17 protein-coding genes are annotated in these 18,093 nt (G+C 70.1%); 5 read left to right on the plus strand and 12 right to left on the minus strand.

The window, feature by feature from the left end; all coding sequences use genetic code 11:
- Positions 1-8: 8 nt before the first annotated feature.
- The 9 genes from ACYVAQ_RS04645 to ACYVAQ_RS04685 all read right to left on the minus strand — a co-directional run bounded on the left by ACYVAQ_RS04645 (position 9) and on the right by ACYVAQ_RS04685 (position 8,867).
- Positions 9-920 carry an NAD(P)-dependent oxidoreductase gene (locus tag ACYVAQ_RS04645; protein WP_460787414.1) on the minus strand — a complete coding sequence of 304 codons (912 nt, stop codon included), beginning with the start codon at positions 918-920 and terminating at the stop codon, positions 9-11.
- A gap of 83 nt (positions 921-1,003) precedes the next feature.
- Positions 1,004-1,834 (minus strand): carbon-nitrogen family hydrolase, encoded by an 831-nt coding sequence (locus ACYVAQ_RS04650; RefSeq protein ID WP_460787303.1) that lies wholly within the window; start codon positions 1,832-1,834, stop codon positions 1,004-1,006.
- Positions 1,831-4,218: a xanthine dehydrogenase family protein molybdopterin-binding subunit gene (locus ACYVAQ_RS04655; RefSeq protein WP_460787304.1), complete on the minus strand. Its 2,388-nt coding sequence runs from the start codon at positions 4,216-4,218 to the stop codon at positions 1,831-1,833. The genes ACYVAQ_RS04650 and ACYVAQ_RS04655 overlap by 4 nt, the downstream gene beginning before the upstream one ends.
- Entirely contained in the window at positions 4,215-4,715 is a 501-nt protein-coding gene (locus ACYVAQ_RS04660; protein WP_460787305.1) for a (2Fe-2S)-binding protein, read from the minus strand. The genes ACYVAQ_RS04655 and ACYVAQ_RS04660 overlap by 4 nt, the downstream gene beginning before the upstream one ends.
- A 1-nt stretch (position 4,716) precedes the next feature.
- Positions 4,717-5,568 carry an FAD binding domain-containing protein gene (locus ACYVAQ_RS04665; RefSeq protein ID WP_460787306.1) on the minus strand — a complete coding sequence of 284 codons (852 nt, stop codon included), beginning with the start codon at positions 5,566-5,568 and terminating at the stop codon, positions 4,717-4,719.
- A gap of 40 nt (positions 5,569-5,608) precedes the next feature.
- Entirely contained in the window at positions 5,609-6,319 is a 711-nt protein-coding gene (locus ACYVAQ_RS04670; protein WP_460787307.1) for an SRPBCC family protein, read from the minus strand.
- A gap of 97 nt (positions 6,320-6,416) precedes the next feature.
- The gene (locus tag ACYVAQ_RS04675; protein ID WP_460787308.1) at positions 6,417-7,607 is read right to left on the minus strand and encodes an FAD binding domain-containing protein; all 1,191 of its coding nucleotides are present in this window, start codon (positions 7,605-7,607) and stop codon (positions 6,417-6,419) included.
- 31 nt (positions 7,608-7,638) lie between these two features.
- Entirely contained in the window at positions 7,639-8,568 is a 930-nt protein-coding gene (locus ACYVAQ_RS04680; RefSeq protein WP_460787309.1) for a cyclase family protein, read from the minus strand.
- Complete coding sequence (locus tag ACYVAQ_RS04685; protein WP_460787310.1) at positions 8,568-8,867, minus strand: Dabb family protein; 300 nt, start codon at positions 8,865-8,867, stop codon at positions 8,568-8,570. Before ACYVAQ_RS04685 ends, ACYVAQ_RS04680 begins: the two co-directional genes overlap by 1 nt.
- 162 nt (positions 8,868-9,029) lie before the next feature.
- On the opposite strand from ACYVAQ_RS04685, the gene ACYVAQ_RS04690 reads away from it, so the two are divergent.
- Genes ACYVAQ_RS04690 through ACYVAQ_RS04710 form a run of 5 tightly spaced genes read left to right on the plus strand, consistent with a single transcriptional unit; the run spans position 9,030 to position 15,844 of the window.
- Positions 9,030-11,210 (plus strand): oxidoreductase, encoded by a 2,181-nt coding sequence (locus ACYVAQ_RS04690; RefSeq protein WP_460787311.1) that lies wholly within the window; start codon positions 9,030-9,032, stop codon positions 11,208-11,210.
- A 2-nt stretch (positions 11,211-11,212) separates the two neighbouring features.
- Positions 11,213-12,658 (plus strand): NAD(P)/FAD-dependent oxidoreductase, encoded by a 1,446-nt coding sequence (locus tag ACYVAQ_RS04695; protein WP_460787312.1) that lies wholly within the window; start codon positions 11,213-11,215, stop codon positions 12,656-12,658.
- Between the two features lie 17 nt (positions 12,659-12,675).
- Positions 12,676-13,848 (plus strand): XdhC family protein, encoded by a 1,173-nt coding sequence (locus tag ACYVAQ_RS04700; RefSeq protein ID WP_460787313.1) that lies wholly within the window; start codon positions 12,676-12,678, stop codon positions 13,846-13,848.
- On the plus strand, positions 13,845-14,729 hold the full coding sequence (locus ACYVAQ_RS04705) for an AAA family ATPase (RefSeq protein WP_460787314.1): 885 nt from the start codon (positions 13,845-13,847) through the stop codon (positions 14,727-14,729). Before ACYVAQ_RS04700 ends, ACYVAQ_RS04705 begins: the two co-directional genes overlap by 4 nt.
- A gap of 2 nt (positions 14,730-14,731) precedes the next feature.
- Positions 14,732-15,844, plus strand: a complete 1,113-nt coding sequence (locus ACYVAQ_RS04710) for a vWA domain-containing protein (RefSeq protein ID WP_460787315.1) — start codon at positions 14,732-14,734, stop codon at positions 15,842-15,844.
- Positions 15,845-15,849: 5 nt separating this feature from the next.
- On the opposite strand, the gene ACYVAQ_RS04715 is transcribed toward ACYVAQ_RS04710, so the two are convergent.
- Genes ACYVAQ_RS04715 through ACYVAQ_RS04725 form a run of 3 tightly spaced genes read right to left on the minus strand, consistent with a single transcriptional unit; the run spans position 15,850 to position 18,091 of the window.
- The gene (locus ACYVAQ_RS04715) at positions 15,850-16,422 is read right to left on the minus strand and encodes an NADPH-dependent FMN reductase (RefSeq protein ID WP_460787316.1); all 573 of its coding nucleotides are present in this window, start codon (positions 16,420-16,422) and stop codon (positions 15,850-15,852) included.
- Positions 16,419-16,817, minus strand: a complete 399-nt coding sequence (locus ACYVAQ_RS04720; RefSeq protein WP_460787317.1) for a hypothetical protein — start codon at positions 16,815-16,817, stop codon at positions 16,419-16,421. Before ACYVAQ_RS04720 ends, ACYVAQ_RS04715 begins: the two co-directional genes overlap by 4 nt.
- Positions 16,814-18,091 (minus strand): Glu/Leu/Phe/Val family dehydrogenase, encoded by a 1,278-nt coding sequence (locus tag ACYVAQ_RS04725; RefSeq protein WP_460787318.1) that lies wholly within the window; start codon positions 18,089-18,091, stop codon positions 16,814-16,816. Before ACYVAQ_RS04725 ends, ACYVAQ_RS04720 begins: the two co-directional genes overlap by 4 nt.
- Positions 18,092-18,093 lie beyond the last annotated feature (2 nt).

Consider the following 18,093-nt stretch of genomic DNA (forward strand, 5'->3'; position numbering starts at 1 on the left):
GGTGGCCGTCAGGCCGGGTCGGATGCCGTGAGCACCTGGGCGATGAATCCGTCAGCACCGTGGCCCCGATCCACGGCGGTCTGAAGGTTGCTGACAGCGGCGGCCATGATGGTTCCCCGCTGGCCTGCGGCCTGCATGGTCGACTGCCACTGACGCATCGCGCCGAGGTAGATGTCGATGGTCGCCTCGCTGCTGGCGAACTCCTCCTTGGCGAGCTCGGACACGAGCTGGGTCGCCTGGGCGCGGAAGAGGTCGAACCAGTAGTCGAGCGAGACCTCGGGGCGCGACGGGTCGATGCCGCTCCCGCGCAGGAAGGCCAACGCCTCGCAGAAGGCCGCTAAGCCGGCGGTGTAGAAGGTGCCCGCGAGCGCGGCGTCGAGGACGCTCGCCGCACCCGGGTCCTCGCCGACGTACACGCTTCCGCCGGCGATGGCCCTCAGCGCCGACTCGTGCTCGTCCCAGACCGTCCGGTCGCCGGAGTAGTTGACGAGCGAGGCGGCTCCCCCGATGTCGGAGGGGTAGCACTGGATCGTGCCGTCGAGGTAGCGCCCGCCGTGGCTCTCGATGAGCTCGGCCGCCCGCGTGGCCAACGTCGGGGTTCCTGACATCAGGTTGATCACGGACTTGCCACGCAGCACGGGGAGATGACCGTCCAGAACCTCCAGCGCCGCGTCCAGGTCGACGAGCATGAGGATCACGGCGTCGCTGTCCGCGAGGGCGGATGCGACGTCGTCGTGCACGGTCACGCCGGCGTCGGCGAGCACCTCTGCCCGAGCGGTCGTGCGGTTCCAGGCACCGGTCGACGCGGGCGCTGCCGCGAGGGCACGGGCGACCGCGGAGCCCATGAGGCCCGTGCCGAGGACTGAGTAGTATATCTGTCCGCCTTCAATGCGAGAGGAGTGATTCAGGTCACCGAACAGTCGTCCTCATCGCCGGTGAACGCCTATGCGGATCCGGACAGATCCGCCCGTGCGCCTTGGCGTCTTCCGCAGGAAGCGAACTGTCAGGACGAACGCAGTCGGCGGTCCTCGTGCACGGGGAACCCCGCTCGGGTCTCGCCGATCAGGTCCAGGTCGATGTCGACCAGGAGGACCCCTTCGTCGGTGTCGAGCTCCGCGACCACCTCGCCGGTCGGCGACACCACCTGGCTGTGGCCGCCCATGGTGAGGCCTGCGTGTCGTCCGGCGGTGTTGCACTGCACGATCCACACCTGGTCCTCGACCGCGCGGGCGCGCCCGAGCAGCCGCCAGTGCTCGACGCGCGGAAGCGGCCAGGCAGCGGGGACGAGGACGAGTCCGACACCGCGATCGAGCAAGGCCCGGAACAGCTCGGGGAAGCGGAGGTCGTAGCAGGTAGCGAGTCCGGCACGTACGTCGCCGTGCCCGATCTCAAGGTCGGCGACAGCGAGCTCGGTCCCGGCCTCGAGCAAGCGGGGTTCTCCGTCGCCGAACCCGAACCGGTGGATCTTGCGGTAGGTGGCGTGCAGCTCGCCGTCCAGCCCGATGAGGACGGAGGTGTTCCACAGCCCCCGGCCCTCTCGCCCGCGATCGGCGCCGGGCGGAGCGCTCTCGATGATCGAGCCTCCGTGCAACCAGAAGCCGCGACGGGCAGCCACCTCGCGGAGGCGTCGCACGAGCGCGCCGTCGATCGGTTGTGCCTGGGCGGCCCACCGGTCGGACGCGAAGCCGCCGTGGGCCCACAGCTCGGGCAGCACGACGAGGTCGACGTCGGCGAGCTCATCGAGCTGTGCCGTGACACGGTCGACGCGCGACTCGAGGGTCTCGTCGTCGCCGTACCCGACCTGCACCAGGGCGAGCCGGACGAGGGAGGTCATGCAGTGGTCTCCGATCGGTGCGAGTGGATCGCCCGGTGGATCTTCTCGGGCGTCAGCGGAAGGTCGCGCAGCACGACGCCGAAGGGGACCAGCGCGTCGTTGACGGCATTGAGCACGGCCGCGGGTGAGGCGATCAGCCCCGACTCCCCCATGCCCTTGACGCCGGAGGCGGTGTGCGAGGACGGGGTCTCCAGGTGGTGGATCTCGAAGGGAGGCGAGACGTCCATGGTCGGCAGGCCGTAGTCGAGGAAGGTCGTGGCGAGCAGCTGGCCCGACTCGTCGTACGCGAGCTCCTCGAAGACCGCGGCACCGATGCCCTGCACCACCCCGCCACGGATCTGACCTTCGACAATGTTCGGGTTGATCACGGTGCCGCAGTCCTCGACGGAGAAGACCTTCTCGAACCGGATGAAGCCGGTGTCGGGATCGATCTCGACGATCATCGCGTGACCGCCGTTGCTGAACATCGGCCGCGCGGCGTCGTAAGCCAGCGTCGCCTCCAACGTCGGGTCGAAGTCATCGGGCCACGAGGACATGTCGAAGTAGATCGAGGTGGCCACGTCGGAGATGGGAAGAGCGGAGTCGGGCGCACCGACCACGGACGCCTTGCCGTCGGCGAGCTCGATGTCGTCCACGGCGGCTTCGAGCAGGTTGGCAGCGACGATCCGCACCTTCTCGCGGATCACACCTGCAGCCCGCGCTACCGCGCCACCCGCGATCACCGCACCACGGCTGCCGACCGTTCCCGATCCGTAGGCGTGCGAGGTCGAGGTGGCCGTGTGGACCGTGACGTCCTCCACGGCGATGCCGAGCGTGTCCGCGGCCATCTGAGCCATCGTCGTGGCAAGACCCTGGCCCTGCGCCGTGAGCCCGATCGTGACCGTCGCGGTACCGTTCGGGTCCATCCGCACGGTCGCGGTGTCGTGGTAGACATCGCCCAGGCCGTGCTTCTGGCTGGTCGCGGTGGACTCGCCGCTGCTCTCGACGAAGCAGCTGAGGCCGAGGCCCAGGTAGCGTCCCTCCGCACGCGCCTTCGCCTGGCGCTCGAGGAAGGCGGGGTAGTCGACCATCCGTTCGAGGCTGTCGATCGTCTCCAGCCAGCTGCCCTCGTCGTACACGATGCCCTGCGCGTTGGTCCACGGGAAGTCGCGCACCACGTTGAGCCGGCGGAAGTCGAACGGGGACATTCCCAGGGCACGCGCCGCGTCGTCCGCGAGGCACTCCCGAGCGAGCGTGCCCGCCATGTAGCCGACGCCGCGGTAGGCACCGACCGGGGTCTTGTTGGTCGCGACCGCCTTGTAGGAGTACTCGGCGGCCGGTACGTCGTACATGCCGCTCGGTGTCATGACGGCGGCACACCAGGGCTCCACGGCCATCGACCACGGCGGCTGGTGGTACGCACCACCGTCACCGAGGGCATGCGTGCGCACCGCGGTGATCCGTCCTCCGCCGTCGAGCGCGTAGGAGATGTCGACGTACTGCTCGTGCGCGTGGGTCCCGGCCATGAGGTTCTCCCGACGGTCCTCGACCCACTTCACGGGCCGATCGACCTCGCGCGCGAGCAGCGGCAGAAGCATCTCCTCGACGTACACGTGCGCCTTCTGGCCGAAGCCACCGCCGGTGTCCGGCGTGATGACCTCGATGCCCTGCTCCGGAAAGCCGAGGTACGCCGTCAGGCAGTACCGCAGGTAGTGCGGCATCTGGGTCCCGGTCCAGACCTTCAGCTGCCGCGACGCCCAGTCGTAGGTCGCGATCACGCCGCGGGTCTCCATCGGGGCCGCCGACACCCGGCAGGTGTAGAAACGGCCCTGCACCACGGTCTCGGCGGCGTCGAAGGCCCCGACGACATCGCCGTGGGTGTCGCCTCCGGACAGGCCGACGTTGTCGGGGAGCTGGCCGTTGGCGACCGCCTCGACCGCGACTGCGGCGTCAGCCCCGACGACGGCCGGCAGCTCCTCGAAGTCCCACTCGACCCGCTCGGCGGCGTCCTCGGCGACGTACCTCGACTCGGCGACGACGACCGCGACGGGCTCTCCGACATAGCACAGCTCGTCGTGCGCGAGCAGCGGCATCGTCGTCGGGTTGCACCCCTCGACGGCGAACTCGCCGACGAGGCCCTCGCTGTGCTGCAGCGCATCGGCTCCGGTCCACGCGAGGAAGACCCCCGGTAGGTCAAGCGCGCCGGAGACATCGATGCTGGTGATCCGCGCATGTGCCACGGGCGAGCGGACGAAGGCGACGTGCAGCTCGCCGGGCAGGGTCACGTCGGCGAGGAACTGGCCGCGGCCGCTCAGCAGCCGGGGATCCTCCGAGCGCAGGACCCGGGTCCCGATCGACCGCGCGGCGACCTTCGGCGTCCGGAGGTGGTCGTAGGACTCCTTCATCGCTCGGTCCCTTCCTGCCCGGCGGCAGCTGCCTCTTCGACGGCTTCGATGATGGTCTGGTAGCCGGTGCAGCGGCAGAGCGATCCCGACACGGTCTCGACGATCTCGTCGCGCGACGGGGTCGGGTTGGTCTCGAGCAGCGAGGTGGCCGACATCAGGAAGCCGGCCGTGCAGAACCCGCACTGCAAACCGTGGTTGTTGCGGAAGGCTTGCTGGAGGGCGTTCAGCTCGGCACCGTCCGACAGGCTCTCGACGGTCCGGACCAGCCGACCCTCGGCCTGCACCGCGAGCATCAGGCACGAGCGGGCGGGCAGGTCGTCGACGAGCACCGTGCACGCACCGCACACGCCGTGTTCGCAACCGAGCTTGGTGCCGGTGAGAGCGGCGTCCTCCCGGATGAAGTCGGCGAGCGTTCGGCGGGCCTCGACCGTGCTGCGGTAGGTGCGACCATTGATGGACACTGCGATCGAGTGGAGGTCGTCGGGGGTCGTGGACACGTCAGGCTCCTTCGCTGAGATCGAGTACTGCGCGGCGCGTGAGCGTTCCGACGAGCGCACGCCGGAACGCTGCGCTGCCGTGGATGTCCGAGATCGGCTCGAGGCTCGAGGCGGCTGCTGCTTCTGCGGAGCGGGCCAGCTCCTCCCCCAGCTCGGCCCCCTCGAGGACCGCCTCGACCTCGGGCAACCGGGTCACGGTGCCGACCGCGCCACCCACGCTGACCCGGGGCCGGCTGACGGCGCCGCCCGCCACGTCAGCGGTCATGACCACGATGGCAAGGCCGTAATCGCCGGCCTTGCGGGCCGCCTCCTGGAAGGACCACCGGCGCTCCTCGCGTCGGATCCGTACGCCGACGAGGACCTCATCCGCTTGCATCGATGAGGTGAACGGACCGGTGAAGAAGTCGTCGATGGCGATCGCCCGATGACCGTTGGAGCCCACCACGTCGACCGTGGCCTCCGTGGCGAGCAGCACGGTCGGCCACTCGGCGGACGGATCGGCATGGGCCGTGCTGCCGCCGAAGGTACCGCGCGACCGGATCTGCGGATGGGCGATGTACCGGGCGGCGTACGGCAGCAGCGGCAACGCCCCAGCAAGGGCCTCCGACTCCTCGATCACCCGGTGTGTCACCCGCGCGCCGATCCGCACCTCGTCGCCGGCGACCTGGATCCGCCCGAGCCCGGGAACATCCTTGAGGTCGACCAGCACGCTGGGTCCGGCGAGCCGCATGGCCAGCAGCGGCATGAGGCTCTGGCCGCCTGCGATCACCTTCGCGTCCGGCTCGGCAGCAAGGACACTCACCACACCCTCGACACTCGTCGGAGCGACGTACCTGAACTTCGGTGGTTTCACGATCTTCCTCTCCTGCGTCCGCCAGCTCGGGCACGCCCGGCTAGCGTCCTACGGATCGCGCCTTGGCCGATGCGTATCCAGCGGCGAACACGCTGATCAGGGCCGCGCCGACGGCCACTAGCGTGCCGCCCGCGGGGATCGCCTTGGCCCACGACATGCCGCCCGCGAGGGCGAGGACGTCGAGCACCTCGTCGTCGGCCGGGCGCGGTGCCGCGGCGGGGGTGATCGCCGGAGCAGCCGCGGCTACCACAGCAGCAGAGGCAGGTGCCGACGGGTGGACGGTGCCGGCCGCGGCGGGCGCGAGTCCCTCGGCGGCGACCATCTCCTGCAGACGCTGGGCGAACAGACCCATCAGCGCGCCGCTGACGTCAGCCAGGACCCCGCGCCCGAACTGGGCGACCTTGCCGGTGAGGGCCAGCTCGGTCTCGACGCTCACCCGGGTGCCGCTGCCGTTGGGGTGCAGCGTGGCGGTCACGGTGGCTGTGGCGTCGCCCTGTCCGCGGGCATCCTTGCCGCGGGCCAGTAGGACGGCCCGGCGGTTGTCGATGTCCAGCTCGGTGAACTGTGCAACCCCCTTGTACTGCGCCGTGATCGGACCCACCTTGATCTTGGCCTGGCCCAGGAAGTCATCGCCCTCGCGCGAGGTGATCGACGCGCCGGGTAGGCAGGGCGCGACCTTCTCCAGATCGGTCAGGAGGGTCCAGGTCTGCTCCGGCGGCAGTGCCACCTCGAACTCGTTAAGCAACTGCATCGTTGTGTCTCCTTCTATCTGCTCGTATGGGAATCCTGGCACTGCCGGACGCCGGCGGAAGGCCCGCGACTCGGCCGATCACGCCGCGCAGGAGGCGCTACTGCAGCTGTGGCTGAGGCAGCCCGAACCGGTACTCCGGCGCACCCGGCGGGAAGGCTCCGCCGTGCTGGAGCACGGCCGCCATCGCCCGCACCTTGTTGAGGTAGGCGTGGCCGATCTGGAGCTGACGGGGCTCCCAGGACGCGAGTGCCGCGGTGACGTCGCCGCCGGTCGCCGCCAGGTTGTCCGCCAGGCCCCACGCGTCGGAGCACGCCTTCGCCGCACCGGCCGCGGCGTGGGGGCGCGGCGTGATCGCAGCGTCACCCATGAGGACCACGTCGTCGAAGACCATCCGGTCGATCGAGGCGTCCGAGACGATGGTCACGAACGGCTTCGACGCCGACCCGATCAGCTCGGCGAACGGGCCGTCGAGTTCCCGCGCCGCCCGTGCACGGAACTCGTCGAGGTTGTGCGGGGCGAGTGCCTCGTGGTGGACCGAGACCGGGCGGCGCACGCCGTCGGCCGCGGTCATGAGGTCGTCCAGGGCAGGGCCCTCCGCGACGTTCCAATACCACTGGAAGTTGAGACGGGCGTCCCCGGTGAGCCGGCCTTCGGCAGAGACCTGGGGGATCGGGTAGGCGATGATGTGGCTGTCGTCGAGGAGCCCGTAGCTGAAGGCGTCCTGGAAGAACTCCCACGTCTCAGCCGACACGTCGGCACGGTCGACCATGCCCCGCCAGGTGACGTAGCCGGCGTACGTCGGCATCACGCCGAGGAGGGCAGCACGCGCGACAGAGCCGCCACCGTCCGAGCACACGAACAGGTCGGCCTCGACGACCTCTCCGTCTGCGAGCTCGGCGACCGTCCGGCCGTGCTCCCGACGAAGGCCCGAAAGCGCCTTGCCGAGGTGGTAGCGCTCGGTGCCGAACGCATCCAGCAGCTGCCGGTACATCGCGTTGTACGCCGTGAAGCGCCACTCCGCGTCGACCTCACCGGTCAACACGCTGGTCGACGCGCCGTAGTACCGCATCGACGAGCTCGGCACGCTGACGTCGTCCAGTGTTGCTCCGGCACGCTCGACGACATAGCGGACCAGCTCGGGTTGGACCACGATCCCGGTCCCGAACCCGGACAACAGCTGTGGCGTGCGCTCGTAGACGTCGACGTCGCAGCCGATGTCGCGCAGCAGGTTGGCTGCGGTGAGTCCGCCGATCGACCCGCCGATGATGGCTACCTTCGGCATGCTCATGGTCGTGGTGCTTCCCCTCGTCGTGTGTCGGTCAGTTGGCTCGGAGCGGCAGGGCGATGGGGCGTAGCGGGGCGCCGCTGGCGCCGCGCAGCCGGATGGGCGCGGCGATCAGGCAGAACTCCTCGACACCGTCGCGCGACAGCTCCTCGAGGTTGGCCAGCTCGATCATCGGAACGCCCGCTTCGGCCAGGAAGTGGCAGTGGCCGGGCAGCCAGTTGTCCTCGTGCTGCGACGGACCGACCTCGACGCACTCCTGGTCGGCGGCGATGGCTGAGATGCCTTGACCGGTCAGCCAGTTCGCGGCCTCGAGGCTGAGTCCCGGAGGGTTGCCGAGCACCTTGGAACCGTCGGGCCAGTAGCGCATCCGTCCGGTCCGCACGAAGGCGACGTCGCCCGGCTCCAGGGTCAGTCCCGCCGCGGCGAGGGCCTTCTGGCAGTCCTCCACGGTGATCGCGTAGCTGTCCGGGAGGCAGTCGACACCGATCACCTTCGCGACGTCGAGCAGCACCCCGCGGGTGATGATCGGCGGGATGACCTCGGCGCCACCCTTGACCCAGCCGCGGCTACCGAGGTTCTCCTCGGCCTTGAAGTTGTTGTAGATCTGTCCGTCCACACCGAAGTGGTTCAGCGAATCGATGTGGGTCCCGGTGTGGGTGTACATGAAGATCACGTCGCCCGAGTAGCAGACGTGGCGGTTCACCGCATCGCCGACGCCGTTGAGGTTGTCGACCACCGTGCCCGCCGGGGTGTGGCTCATGTAGATCTGGTAGCTCGGGTCGCCCGCCGCCTGGAAGCTGGGCATGCCGACGAAGTAGTCGATGCTCAGGTCGTACGAGCGCGAGCCGTCGACCCGGGCCAGCACCGCCGCCGACTTCTCAGGGGTGAGGTGGTTGAGCGCGCCGAGCTCGTCGTCGGGCCCCCAGGGGCTCGTCGCGACCTTGATCCCGGCCTGCGCCCCCATCACTCGCCCTCGCGCACGAAGTCGACGACAGCTCGCTCGGCGAGCTGCGGCTTGAGCTTCGCGACGACCTCGAGGTGGAAGGGGTCGATCGAGTAGCGCTGCAGGTCCTCCCACGAAGCGAAGTCGTTGATGAGGACGCCGCTGAAGGGGGCGCCGTTGTCGCCCGGGTCGCCCTCGTGCGCGCCGAGCTCCCAGTACTTGATGTACGGGTACGGCTCGCGCAGCGTGTTCAGCAGCTCGATGACGTCATCGTTGCTGTGGCCCTCGGCCACCCGCCAGGAAAACACGTGTCGGATCATGGGCTTCTCCTTCAAGAACGCTGGACGACTCACGGGATTTCGTGTGGCGTCAGTCTCGGAGCGCTGGACATGAGGTGCCTCTTCATGCTCTGACAAGATCGCGACGCGGTTTGTCGGATTGGTGAGGGTCAGGCGCTCCTCCGGCGCGTCTACGTTGTGATGGTGACCACTGATCCGCGCCACGCTCCGCTGTTCGAGCCCCTCCAGGTCGGCCCGAAGACGTTCCGCAACCGCTTCTACGTTGCCCCGCACTGCTCGGGGCTCGGCGTCGAGTACCCGGGAGCGCAGGCCTACCTGCGCGGGATGCGGGCCGAGGGCGGCTGGGCTGCGGTCAACACCGAGTACTGCGCCGTGGACGCCGAGAGCGACGACGCGCCGTGGGTCCAGGCCCGGCTCATCGACCAGCGCGACGCGGCCAACCTTCGGCTCATGGTCGAGCGCGTGCACGAGTTCGACGCGCTCGCCGGCGTACAGCTGGTCTACATGGGACCCGACCACACCGGGTTCGTGACCCGCCTCCCCGCCGGCGGCCCGTCACAGGTCACCAGCCCCATGTCCGGGCACTCCTGCTACGAGCTCGACAAGCGCGACATCCGCCGCATCCAGAAGTCGTACGTCGACGCGGCGATCCGGGCGCGCGACATCGGCTTCGACCTCGTCCAGGTCGCGGCCCGCGAGGGCTTCTCCCTGCCGCTGCAGTTCCTGTGGCGTTACTGGAACCACCGCACGGACGAGTACGGCGGTTCCATCGAGAACCGCGTCCGCTTCTGGCGCGAGACGATCGAGCAGGTCCGCGACGCGGTCGGGGACGACTGCGCGATCGTGGCCGGGTTCTGCCTCGACTCCTTCAACGACGAGTCCGAGCGTGCGTTCAAGGTCAACGAGGACGGCATCGCCGTCGTCGAGCTGCTCGACGACCTGGTGGACCTGTGGGACATGCAGGTCGGTCACCTTGAGGACGACGTCAGCTCCTCGCGGTTCTTCGAGCCCTTCTGGCAGCGCAGCTACATCGAGCAGGTCCGTCCGTACGCCAAGAAGCCGATCGCCGCCGTCGGTCGCTTCACCGACCCGGAGCTGATGGCCCGCGCCGTCAAGGACGGGGTGATCGACATCATCGGTGCCGCTCGCCCGGCGATCGCCGATCCCTTCATCCCCCTCAAGATCAAGGAGGGACGCGGCGACGACATCCGCGAGTGCATCGGATGCAACATCTGCGTCTCCCGCTTCAACAACGGAGGCGGCCGCATCGTGTGCACCCAGAACGCGACCGTCGGCGAGGAGTACCGCCGCGGCTGGCACCCGGAGAGGTTCAACGCGTCCGAGGCGGCCGAGCGGCCCATCCTGATCGTCGGTGCCGGCCCGGCCGGCATGGAGTGCGCCCGCGTGCTGGGCGAGCGCGGCTTCGAGAACGTCCACCTCGTCGAACGTGAGGCGGAGGTCGGCGGCCACGTCAACTGGGTCTCCCAGCTGCCCGGATTCCGCACCTGGCGCCGCGTCGTGGAGTACCGCGAGGCACAGCTCGCGAAGCTGTCGAAGGTCACCGTGCTGACCAACCACCCGATGGGCGTCGATGACATCCTCGAGTACGGCGCTCAGACGGTCGTCCTGGCGACGGGCTCCGCTTGGGATCCCACGGGGACGAACCCCATCACGCACGTTCCGATCGACGGCGTCGCCGAGAACCCGGGGATGGTCTTCACCCCCGAGCAGGTCATGGTCGAGCGCGTGCAGTTGCCCGGCGACACGGTCGTCGTCTACGACTGCGATGGCTACTACATGGGGTCGAGCATCGCGGAGAAGCTCGCCAACGACGGCAAGTCGGTCACGCTGGTGTGCCCGGCGGACCAGGTCGGGTCCTACCTCTTCTTCACCGACGAGGGCGGGCACAACATGCACAGCCTGCTGCAGCTCGGCGTCGACATCGTGCCCAGCCACCTGGTCACGTCGATCGAACCGGGCAGGGTCAACGGTCATCACAGCTACCACTCCGGTCGTACGACGACGTGGGCCGCCGACTCCGTCGTGATGGTCACGCAGCGCCGCTCTCGCAACGACCTGTACGCCGACCTGACGAGCGACCCTGCGCGCCTCGCCGCCAACGACATCGAGCAGGTCTTCCGCATCGGCGACTGCGTCGAGCCGCGGGTGATCGCGGAGTCGGTGTTCGAGGGACATCGGCTGGCACGCGAGATCGATGCACCCGACCCGGCCGTCCCGCTCCCCTTCATCCGCGAGCAGCGGATCCTCGGCTGGCGCGAGGACGACTACGACGCCGAGCTGATCCACCGGCACCTGCCCTTGACTCCGGTCTCGCGCACTTCCGCCACGCAGCCGGCACGTTGACCATGGCCGCCGACCCACGTGCGACGGCCGTTCGTCTCACCGACGTGCGCCGGCTGACCGGCACGCACGCCGAGCACCTGTCGTACTGGATGGTCGATGCCGTGGCATCCGAGGACGAGGTCCTCACGCGGCCGACCCTGAACAGGGATCTCAGTGCTGACGTGTGCGTCGTCGGCGGCGGCTTCACCGGCCTGTGGACGGCCATCGAGCTGAAGCGACGCGACCCCGGCATCGATGTCGTGCTGATCGAGGCCAACATCTGCGGCGCCGGTGCGAGTGGGGCGAATGCCGGGATCGCGATGAACCTGTGGCCCAAGCTCGGCGCCATGATGGCTGCGGGCGGGACCGACGAGGCCGTCGCCCTCGCGCACGCCTCGACGCGCGCCGTCGACTTCCTCATCGACTTCTGCGAGACCAACGGCATCGACGCGCAGGTGCGGCAGACAGGTTGGCTCTGGGCCTCGACGAACCGCACCCAGGACGGCGCGTGGGACGACGTGGTCCGGACCGCCTCGTCGTACGACGGCTCGCCGTTCACGGTCCTCGATGCGACCGCGGCCTCAGAACTCGCAGGCACGCAGGTCCGCGGCGGTGTGCTGGACAGCACCTGCGCACACCTGCACCCGGGACTCCTGGCGCGCGGGCTCGCGCGGGTGGCCGAGGGGCTCGGCGTCCGGATCCACGAGCGCACCCCGGTGACCGGCATCCGGTACTCCACGGGCGATCCCGTCGTCACCACCCCGACCGGCTCGGTCCGCTCGTCAAGCGTTGTCCTCGCTGTGAACGCGTGGGCGGCGAGCTACCGGCAGTTCCGTCGGCACCTGGTCATGACCGCCTCCGACAATCTTGTCCTGGAGCCTGACAGGCCGCTGGTGGACCGCGGCCTGGCCAGCGTGTCGGACGCGGGTCGGTTGCTCGACTACTGGCGGCCGCTCGCGGACGGCAAGCTGTTGTTCGGAAAGGCCGGGCTGGGCCTCGGCTTCGGCGGACGCGGCGCGAGCACCCTGTACCAGCGGGCGCCGCGGGCAGGTCGGCTGCGGAGGCAGCTCCTCACTGCGCTGCCGGAGCTCTCCGGCGCACGGACCGTGTCGGCGTGGCGTGCGCCGGTCGAGTACTCCGTGTCGTCGCTGCCGTTCTTCGTCCCGCTCGCCGGGCATCCGCGCGTGTTCTGCGGCACCGGCTACTCCGGCGACGGGATCGGACCGTCGGTGCTCGGAGGGCGCGTGCTGGCAAGCCTGGTGATGGGCGTGCGCGACGAGCTGTCGACGTCGTTCCTGACCAGGGAGCCGGCTGGGCGTGGGCTCCCGCCGGAGCCGTTCCGATTCCTGGGCGGCCAGGCCGTCAAGGCCGCCCTGCTCCGGGGCGACCGGCTGGCGGATGCGGCCCGCCCGATCGACCCGCTCACCCGGCTGGTGAGCCGGATCGACCCGACCTCGTTCGTCGGCTGAGGAGGACCGGAGGGCACATGAGCACCGGGGTGATCACCAACGACGAGGTCCTCGCCGCCGCACGCCGCACCTGGCTGGCCGGCGAGGCGTTCGGCATGGCGACCGTGGTCGGGACTCGCGGTTCGGCCCCACGCCCGCTGGGCGCGCGGATGACCGTCGACCGCGACGGCGCGGCGCTCGGCTCGGTCTCCGGCGGCTGCGTGGAGGGTGCGGTGTACGAGCTCACGCAGGAGGTCATCGCCGACGGCACCCCCGTCCTGGAGAGCTACGGCTTCTCCGACGACGACGCGTTCGCGGTCGGGTTGACCTGCGGCGGCGAGCTCGACATCTTCGTCGAGCGTGTCGACGCACGCTCGTTCCCCCAGTTCGGCCTCTTCCTCGACGACATCGCTGCCGATCGACCCGTCGCGGTCGCCACGGTCATCGCCCACCCCGACCCGGCGCGCGTCGGGATGCGGATGCTGGTGCGCCCGGGCGATCCGGCACTGGGCGAGCGCGGAACACTAGGGAGCGACCACACCGACCGGGCGGCGTACGACGACGCGCTCGGCCTCCTCGCCGCCGGTGAGAGCGCCGTGCTCACCTACGGCACTGACGGCGAACGACTCGGTTCGGGCATGCAGGTCTTCGTCGACTCGCACGCACCGAGGGCGCGGATGCTGGTCTTCGGAGCGATCGACTTCGCGTCGGCCGTGTGCTCACTCGGGAGCTTCCTCGGCTATGAGGTCACCCTGTGCGACGCTCGGCCCGTCTTCGCGACCCGACGGCGTTTCCCGACCGCGGACCACCTGGTGGTCGAGTGGCCCCACCGCTACCTGGCGGCCGAACGCGACGCCGGACGCATCGACGAGAGGACCGCGATCGTGGTCCTCACCCACGACGCGAAATTCGACGTGCCGCTGCTCGAGGTCGCCCTGCGTCTCCCAGTCGCGTACATCGGCGCGATGGGGTCACGCCGTACCCACGAGGACCGGCTGTCCCGCCTCGCGGCGGTCGGCGTCACCCCGGACGAGATCGCGCGCATGCACAGCCCCATCGGGCTCGATCTCGGCGGCCGGACCCCCGAGGAGACGGCCCTCAGCATCGCCGCGGAGATCACCGCCCACCGCTGGGGCGGGTCCGGCAGCTCTCTGAACCGGACGCGCGGTGCGATCCACCAGCCGGCCGGTCACCGCGCGGTCGTGTCATGACCGAGGACGTGCCCTCCCTCGTCGAACGCCTCGCCGGCACCGGCTACCTCTGTGACACCAACCTGGCGACCACCACGTTCCTGGCGATCCGGATGGGGCGGCCGCTCCTGCTGGAGGGCGAGCCGGGTACCGGGAAGACGGCCCTGGCCGAAGCGCTGGGCGTCGCCCTGGGCCGCCGGGTGGTCAGGCTGCAGTGCTACGAGGGCATCGATGCGAGCCAGGCCCTCTACGACTGGAACTTCCCTCGCCAAATCCTGCACCTCAGGGCGTTGGAGGCCGCCGGATCCCGCATCGGCGACACGGGCTCGCCGGAGCAGCTCGAGCACAGCCTGTACGACGAGCGCTTCCTGCTCGACCGTCCGGTGCTGCAGGCGTTGCGCGGCGAGCCCGCCGTGCTCCTCATCGACGAGATCGACCGGGCCGACGACGAGTTCGAGGCCTTCCTGCTCGAGGTCCTCGCGACTGAGCGGATCACCATCCCGGAGCTGGGCACCATCCGAGCGACGACGCCTCCCCTCGTGGTCCTCACCTCGAACCGGACCCGTGAACTCCACGACGCCCTGAAGCGCCGCTGTCTCTACCACTGGATCGACCACCCCAGCCTGGATCAGGAGGTCGCGATCCTGCGATCACGGGCACCCGAGGTCTCCGAGCGGCTCGCACGCGCGGTGGCCGAGGTCGTGCACGCGCTGCGGCGGGAGGCCAACCTGCTCAAGCCGCCGGGCGTCGCCGAGTCGCTGGACTGGGCTCGCGCCCTGCACCGCCTGGGCGCAGTGGAGCTGGACCTGGTGTCGGCGACCGCCGCGATCGGAGCCCTGGTCAAGCACCGGGAGGACACCGACGAGGTCCGCGCGAGGCTCGCCGGCCTGTTGAGCGACTGACCGTGGTGGCCCCGGACCGTGATGCCGACGAGATCCTGGTCGGGTTCACCCACGCGCTCAGGGCCGCGGGGCTCGCGGTCGGCTCCGCCCGCTCGCGGGTGTTCCTCGAGGCCGCCGAGATGCTGGGACCGACAGCCGACGGGCTGCGCGGAGCCGGTCGCGCGACCCTGTGCTCCGGTCCCGGCGACCTCGAGATCCACGACGCTGTCTTCGACCTGTACTTCAACGGCGACCTGACCCTGCACCCCGGCCCGCACCTACCTCCGACCGAGGTCGAGCCCTCGCCGTTCGCCGCGTCGGACACCCCTGACGTCCACGCCGACGACGCGCCCGGCTCGCCCGTCACCGTCACCGCCAGTCCGACCGAGGTCCTCCGCACCCGCGACCTCGGCGAGCTGGCCGCCTCGGAGAAGCACCGGGTCGACGAGCTGATCAGCCGACTCGTGCCGCGTTCCGCCCTTCGGCGTACCGCCCGGCGGGAGCGGCATCGCCACGGCGAGCTGGACGCCGTCCGGACGCTGAGAGCCATGCTCCGCCGGTTCGGCGAGCCGAGCGCGATCGAGCACCGCCGCGCGACCCGACGACCGCGTCGGATCGTCCTGGTCTTGGACATCTCCGGCTCGATGACCCCGTACGCCGACGCGACCCTGCGCCTGGCCCACCGGATGACGCAGGCACTCCCCGGGCCGGTCGAGACGTTCGCGGTCGGCACGCGGGCGACATCGCTGACCCGGCAGCTGCGCACGCGGTCGACCGATCGGGCGCTGAGCGCCGTGGCGAGCGCCATCCCGGACTGGTCCGGCGGGACCCGTCTCGGCGACAACCTGCGGGCACTCCTGCGCGATCGTGTCGTTCGTCAGGCGGTCCGTGGCTCCGTCGTCGTGATCTTCAGCGACGGATGGGAGGCGGGAGACGTGACGCTGCTCGGCGACCAGGTCCGTCGGCTCCACCTGCTCGCCCACCGGACCGTGTGGGTCAACCCGCACCGCGGCAAGGTCGGCTATCGGCCCGTGCAGCGAGGGGTTCTGGCGATCCGTCCCCACGTCGACCACTTCGTCGCAGGACACTCCGTCGCGGCTTTTGCCGACCTTCTCGACCTCGTCGCCGAGGTGTGAGGCGGTCAGTCCCGGTCGCGAAGCGGGGCGAGCGCGGCGGTGAGGCGCGACATCTCGTCCAGCATGGCCTTGGCGGCACCGTCCAGTCCGGCGTCCGGGACGAACGCGTCGTGCTCGATCCGGGACGCGAAGCTCGGGATCGACACGGCCTCGACCGCAGGAACCATGCGTAGTGCCGCGAGCACCGGCTTCAGCGATGCGACGGACCGCAGGCCCCCCGACACGCCGCCGTAGGACACCAGCCCGACCGGCTTGTCGGCCCACTCGACGAACAGGAAGTCGAGGGCGTTCTTCAGCGAGGCAGGGAACGAGTGGTTGTACTCGGGAGTCACGATCACGAAGGCGTCGGCACGGGCCACCGTGCTGCTCCAGGCCCGGGTGTGGTCCTGGGTGTAGCGCTGCATGCTGGGGTGGTGGGGCTCGTCGAGGAGGGGGAGACCGACCTCCGCGAGATCGACGAGCTCGACCTCGAACCCGGCATGGGCCTGGGCAACGTCGGCGATCCAATGCGCGACAGCGTCCCCGCGGCGGCCGGGGCGGGTGCTGGCGACGATGATCTGGAGAACGGGCAGGGTCATGACAGCTCCTTGTCGACGGAGCGAGCGGATCCCGCTCCGGGGGTGAGGGTCCAGCCACGGGCGCGTGCCAGGACTGGGGTGCGTGGATCGGTCAGCGCGTGATCGGCGCAGAGAGTGGCGAGGTACTCGACCTGGACGGCCCACGGACGTCGATCGACGACCACCGCCGACAGCGCGACAGCGGCGTCCTCGGGTGCGGTGCGCAGCGCGTTCCACGCGATCTCGAGGTCGTCGTACCCGATGGCTGCGCCGGCGGTGCCGACCTCGGACTCGACGACCTCGTTCCGGAGGCGGTCGAAGGCGCGCAGCACGTCGGCACCGGTCAGCGGGGCTGCCGAGGCGCGGACGAGGGTGGTGGTCACCCCTGTGGACGTCGGTGCGGTCGTGGTGGTCACGGGTACAGCCCTCTCGCTCGGTGTGCTTCGGCCACGGTCTCGACGGCGATCGACGTCGCTGCCGTTCGCAGGGTCAGGCCGTGCTGGACGGCGTGGTCCCGGACCCGGTGCCACGCCAGCACCATCCGCTCCTCGAGTCGCTGCTCGACCTCCCGGACCGACCACCAGTACGTCTGGTTGGCCTGCGCCCACTCGAAATAGGAAACGACGACCCCACCCGCGTTGGCGAGGATGTCCGGAACGACGACGACACCCGACGCGGCCAGGATCTCGTCGGCGGCCGCGGTGACAGGTCCGTTCGCGCCCTCGACGACGATCCCGGCCCGAACGCGCCGCGCGTTGTCGGCGTGGATCACGCTCTCGACAGCGGCCGGTACCAGCACCGTGACCTCGAGCTCGAGGAGCTCCTCCTTGCAGGCGAGCTGGTCGGCGCCGGGGAACCCGGCGACCGAGCCGGTCTCGTCGACGTACCGCTCGAGCCCGGGGACGTCGAGCCCGCCGGCGGCGTGGACCGCGGCGTACTGGTCGCTGACTGCGACGACCCTGACCCCCCTCTCGTGGAGGATGTGTGCGACGCCACGACCGACCTTGCCGAAGCCCTGGACCGCGACCGACGCGTCCGCCACGACCAAGGACTGGTCCGCGAGCGCGCACACCGCGACGTGGACGACCCCCAGCGACGTCGCCATCGCCCTGCCGAGGGATCCGCCGAGGCTCAGCGGCTTACCCGTCACCACACCGAGCACCGTCTGTCCCCGCGCCACCGAGTAGGTGTCCATCAGCCACGCCATCGTCTGCTCGTCGGTCCCGATGTCAGGGGCCGGGATGTCGATCTCCGGGCCGATGAACGTGGCGATCTCGCTCGTGTAGCGACGTGTGACCCGCTCGAGCTCGGCGAGGCTGTAGCGCCTCGGATCGATCGCGACGCCGCCCTTGGCACCGCCGTAGGGCACGTCGAGAAGCGCGCACTTCCATGTCATCCAGATCGCGAGAGCACGCACCTCGTCGAGGTCGACCGACGGGCTGAACCTGAGGCCGCCCTTGGCCGGCCCACGCGACAGGTTGTGCTGGACCCGGTGACCGGTGAGCACCTCGATCGAACCGTCGTCACGGCGCAGCGGGATGCTGACCGTCATCTCGCGGCGCGCGACGGCAAGCATCTGGTAGACGCTGTCGTCGTACCCGAGCAGATCGACCGCTGCCCGTAGCTGTAGCCGGGCATTGTGCAGGGGCGTCGCCGTCGTGGCCTCGCCGCGCTCCACCGCCAGCGTCATCG

It is taken from the genome of Nocardioides maradonensis (assembly GCF_054777115.1).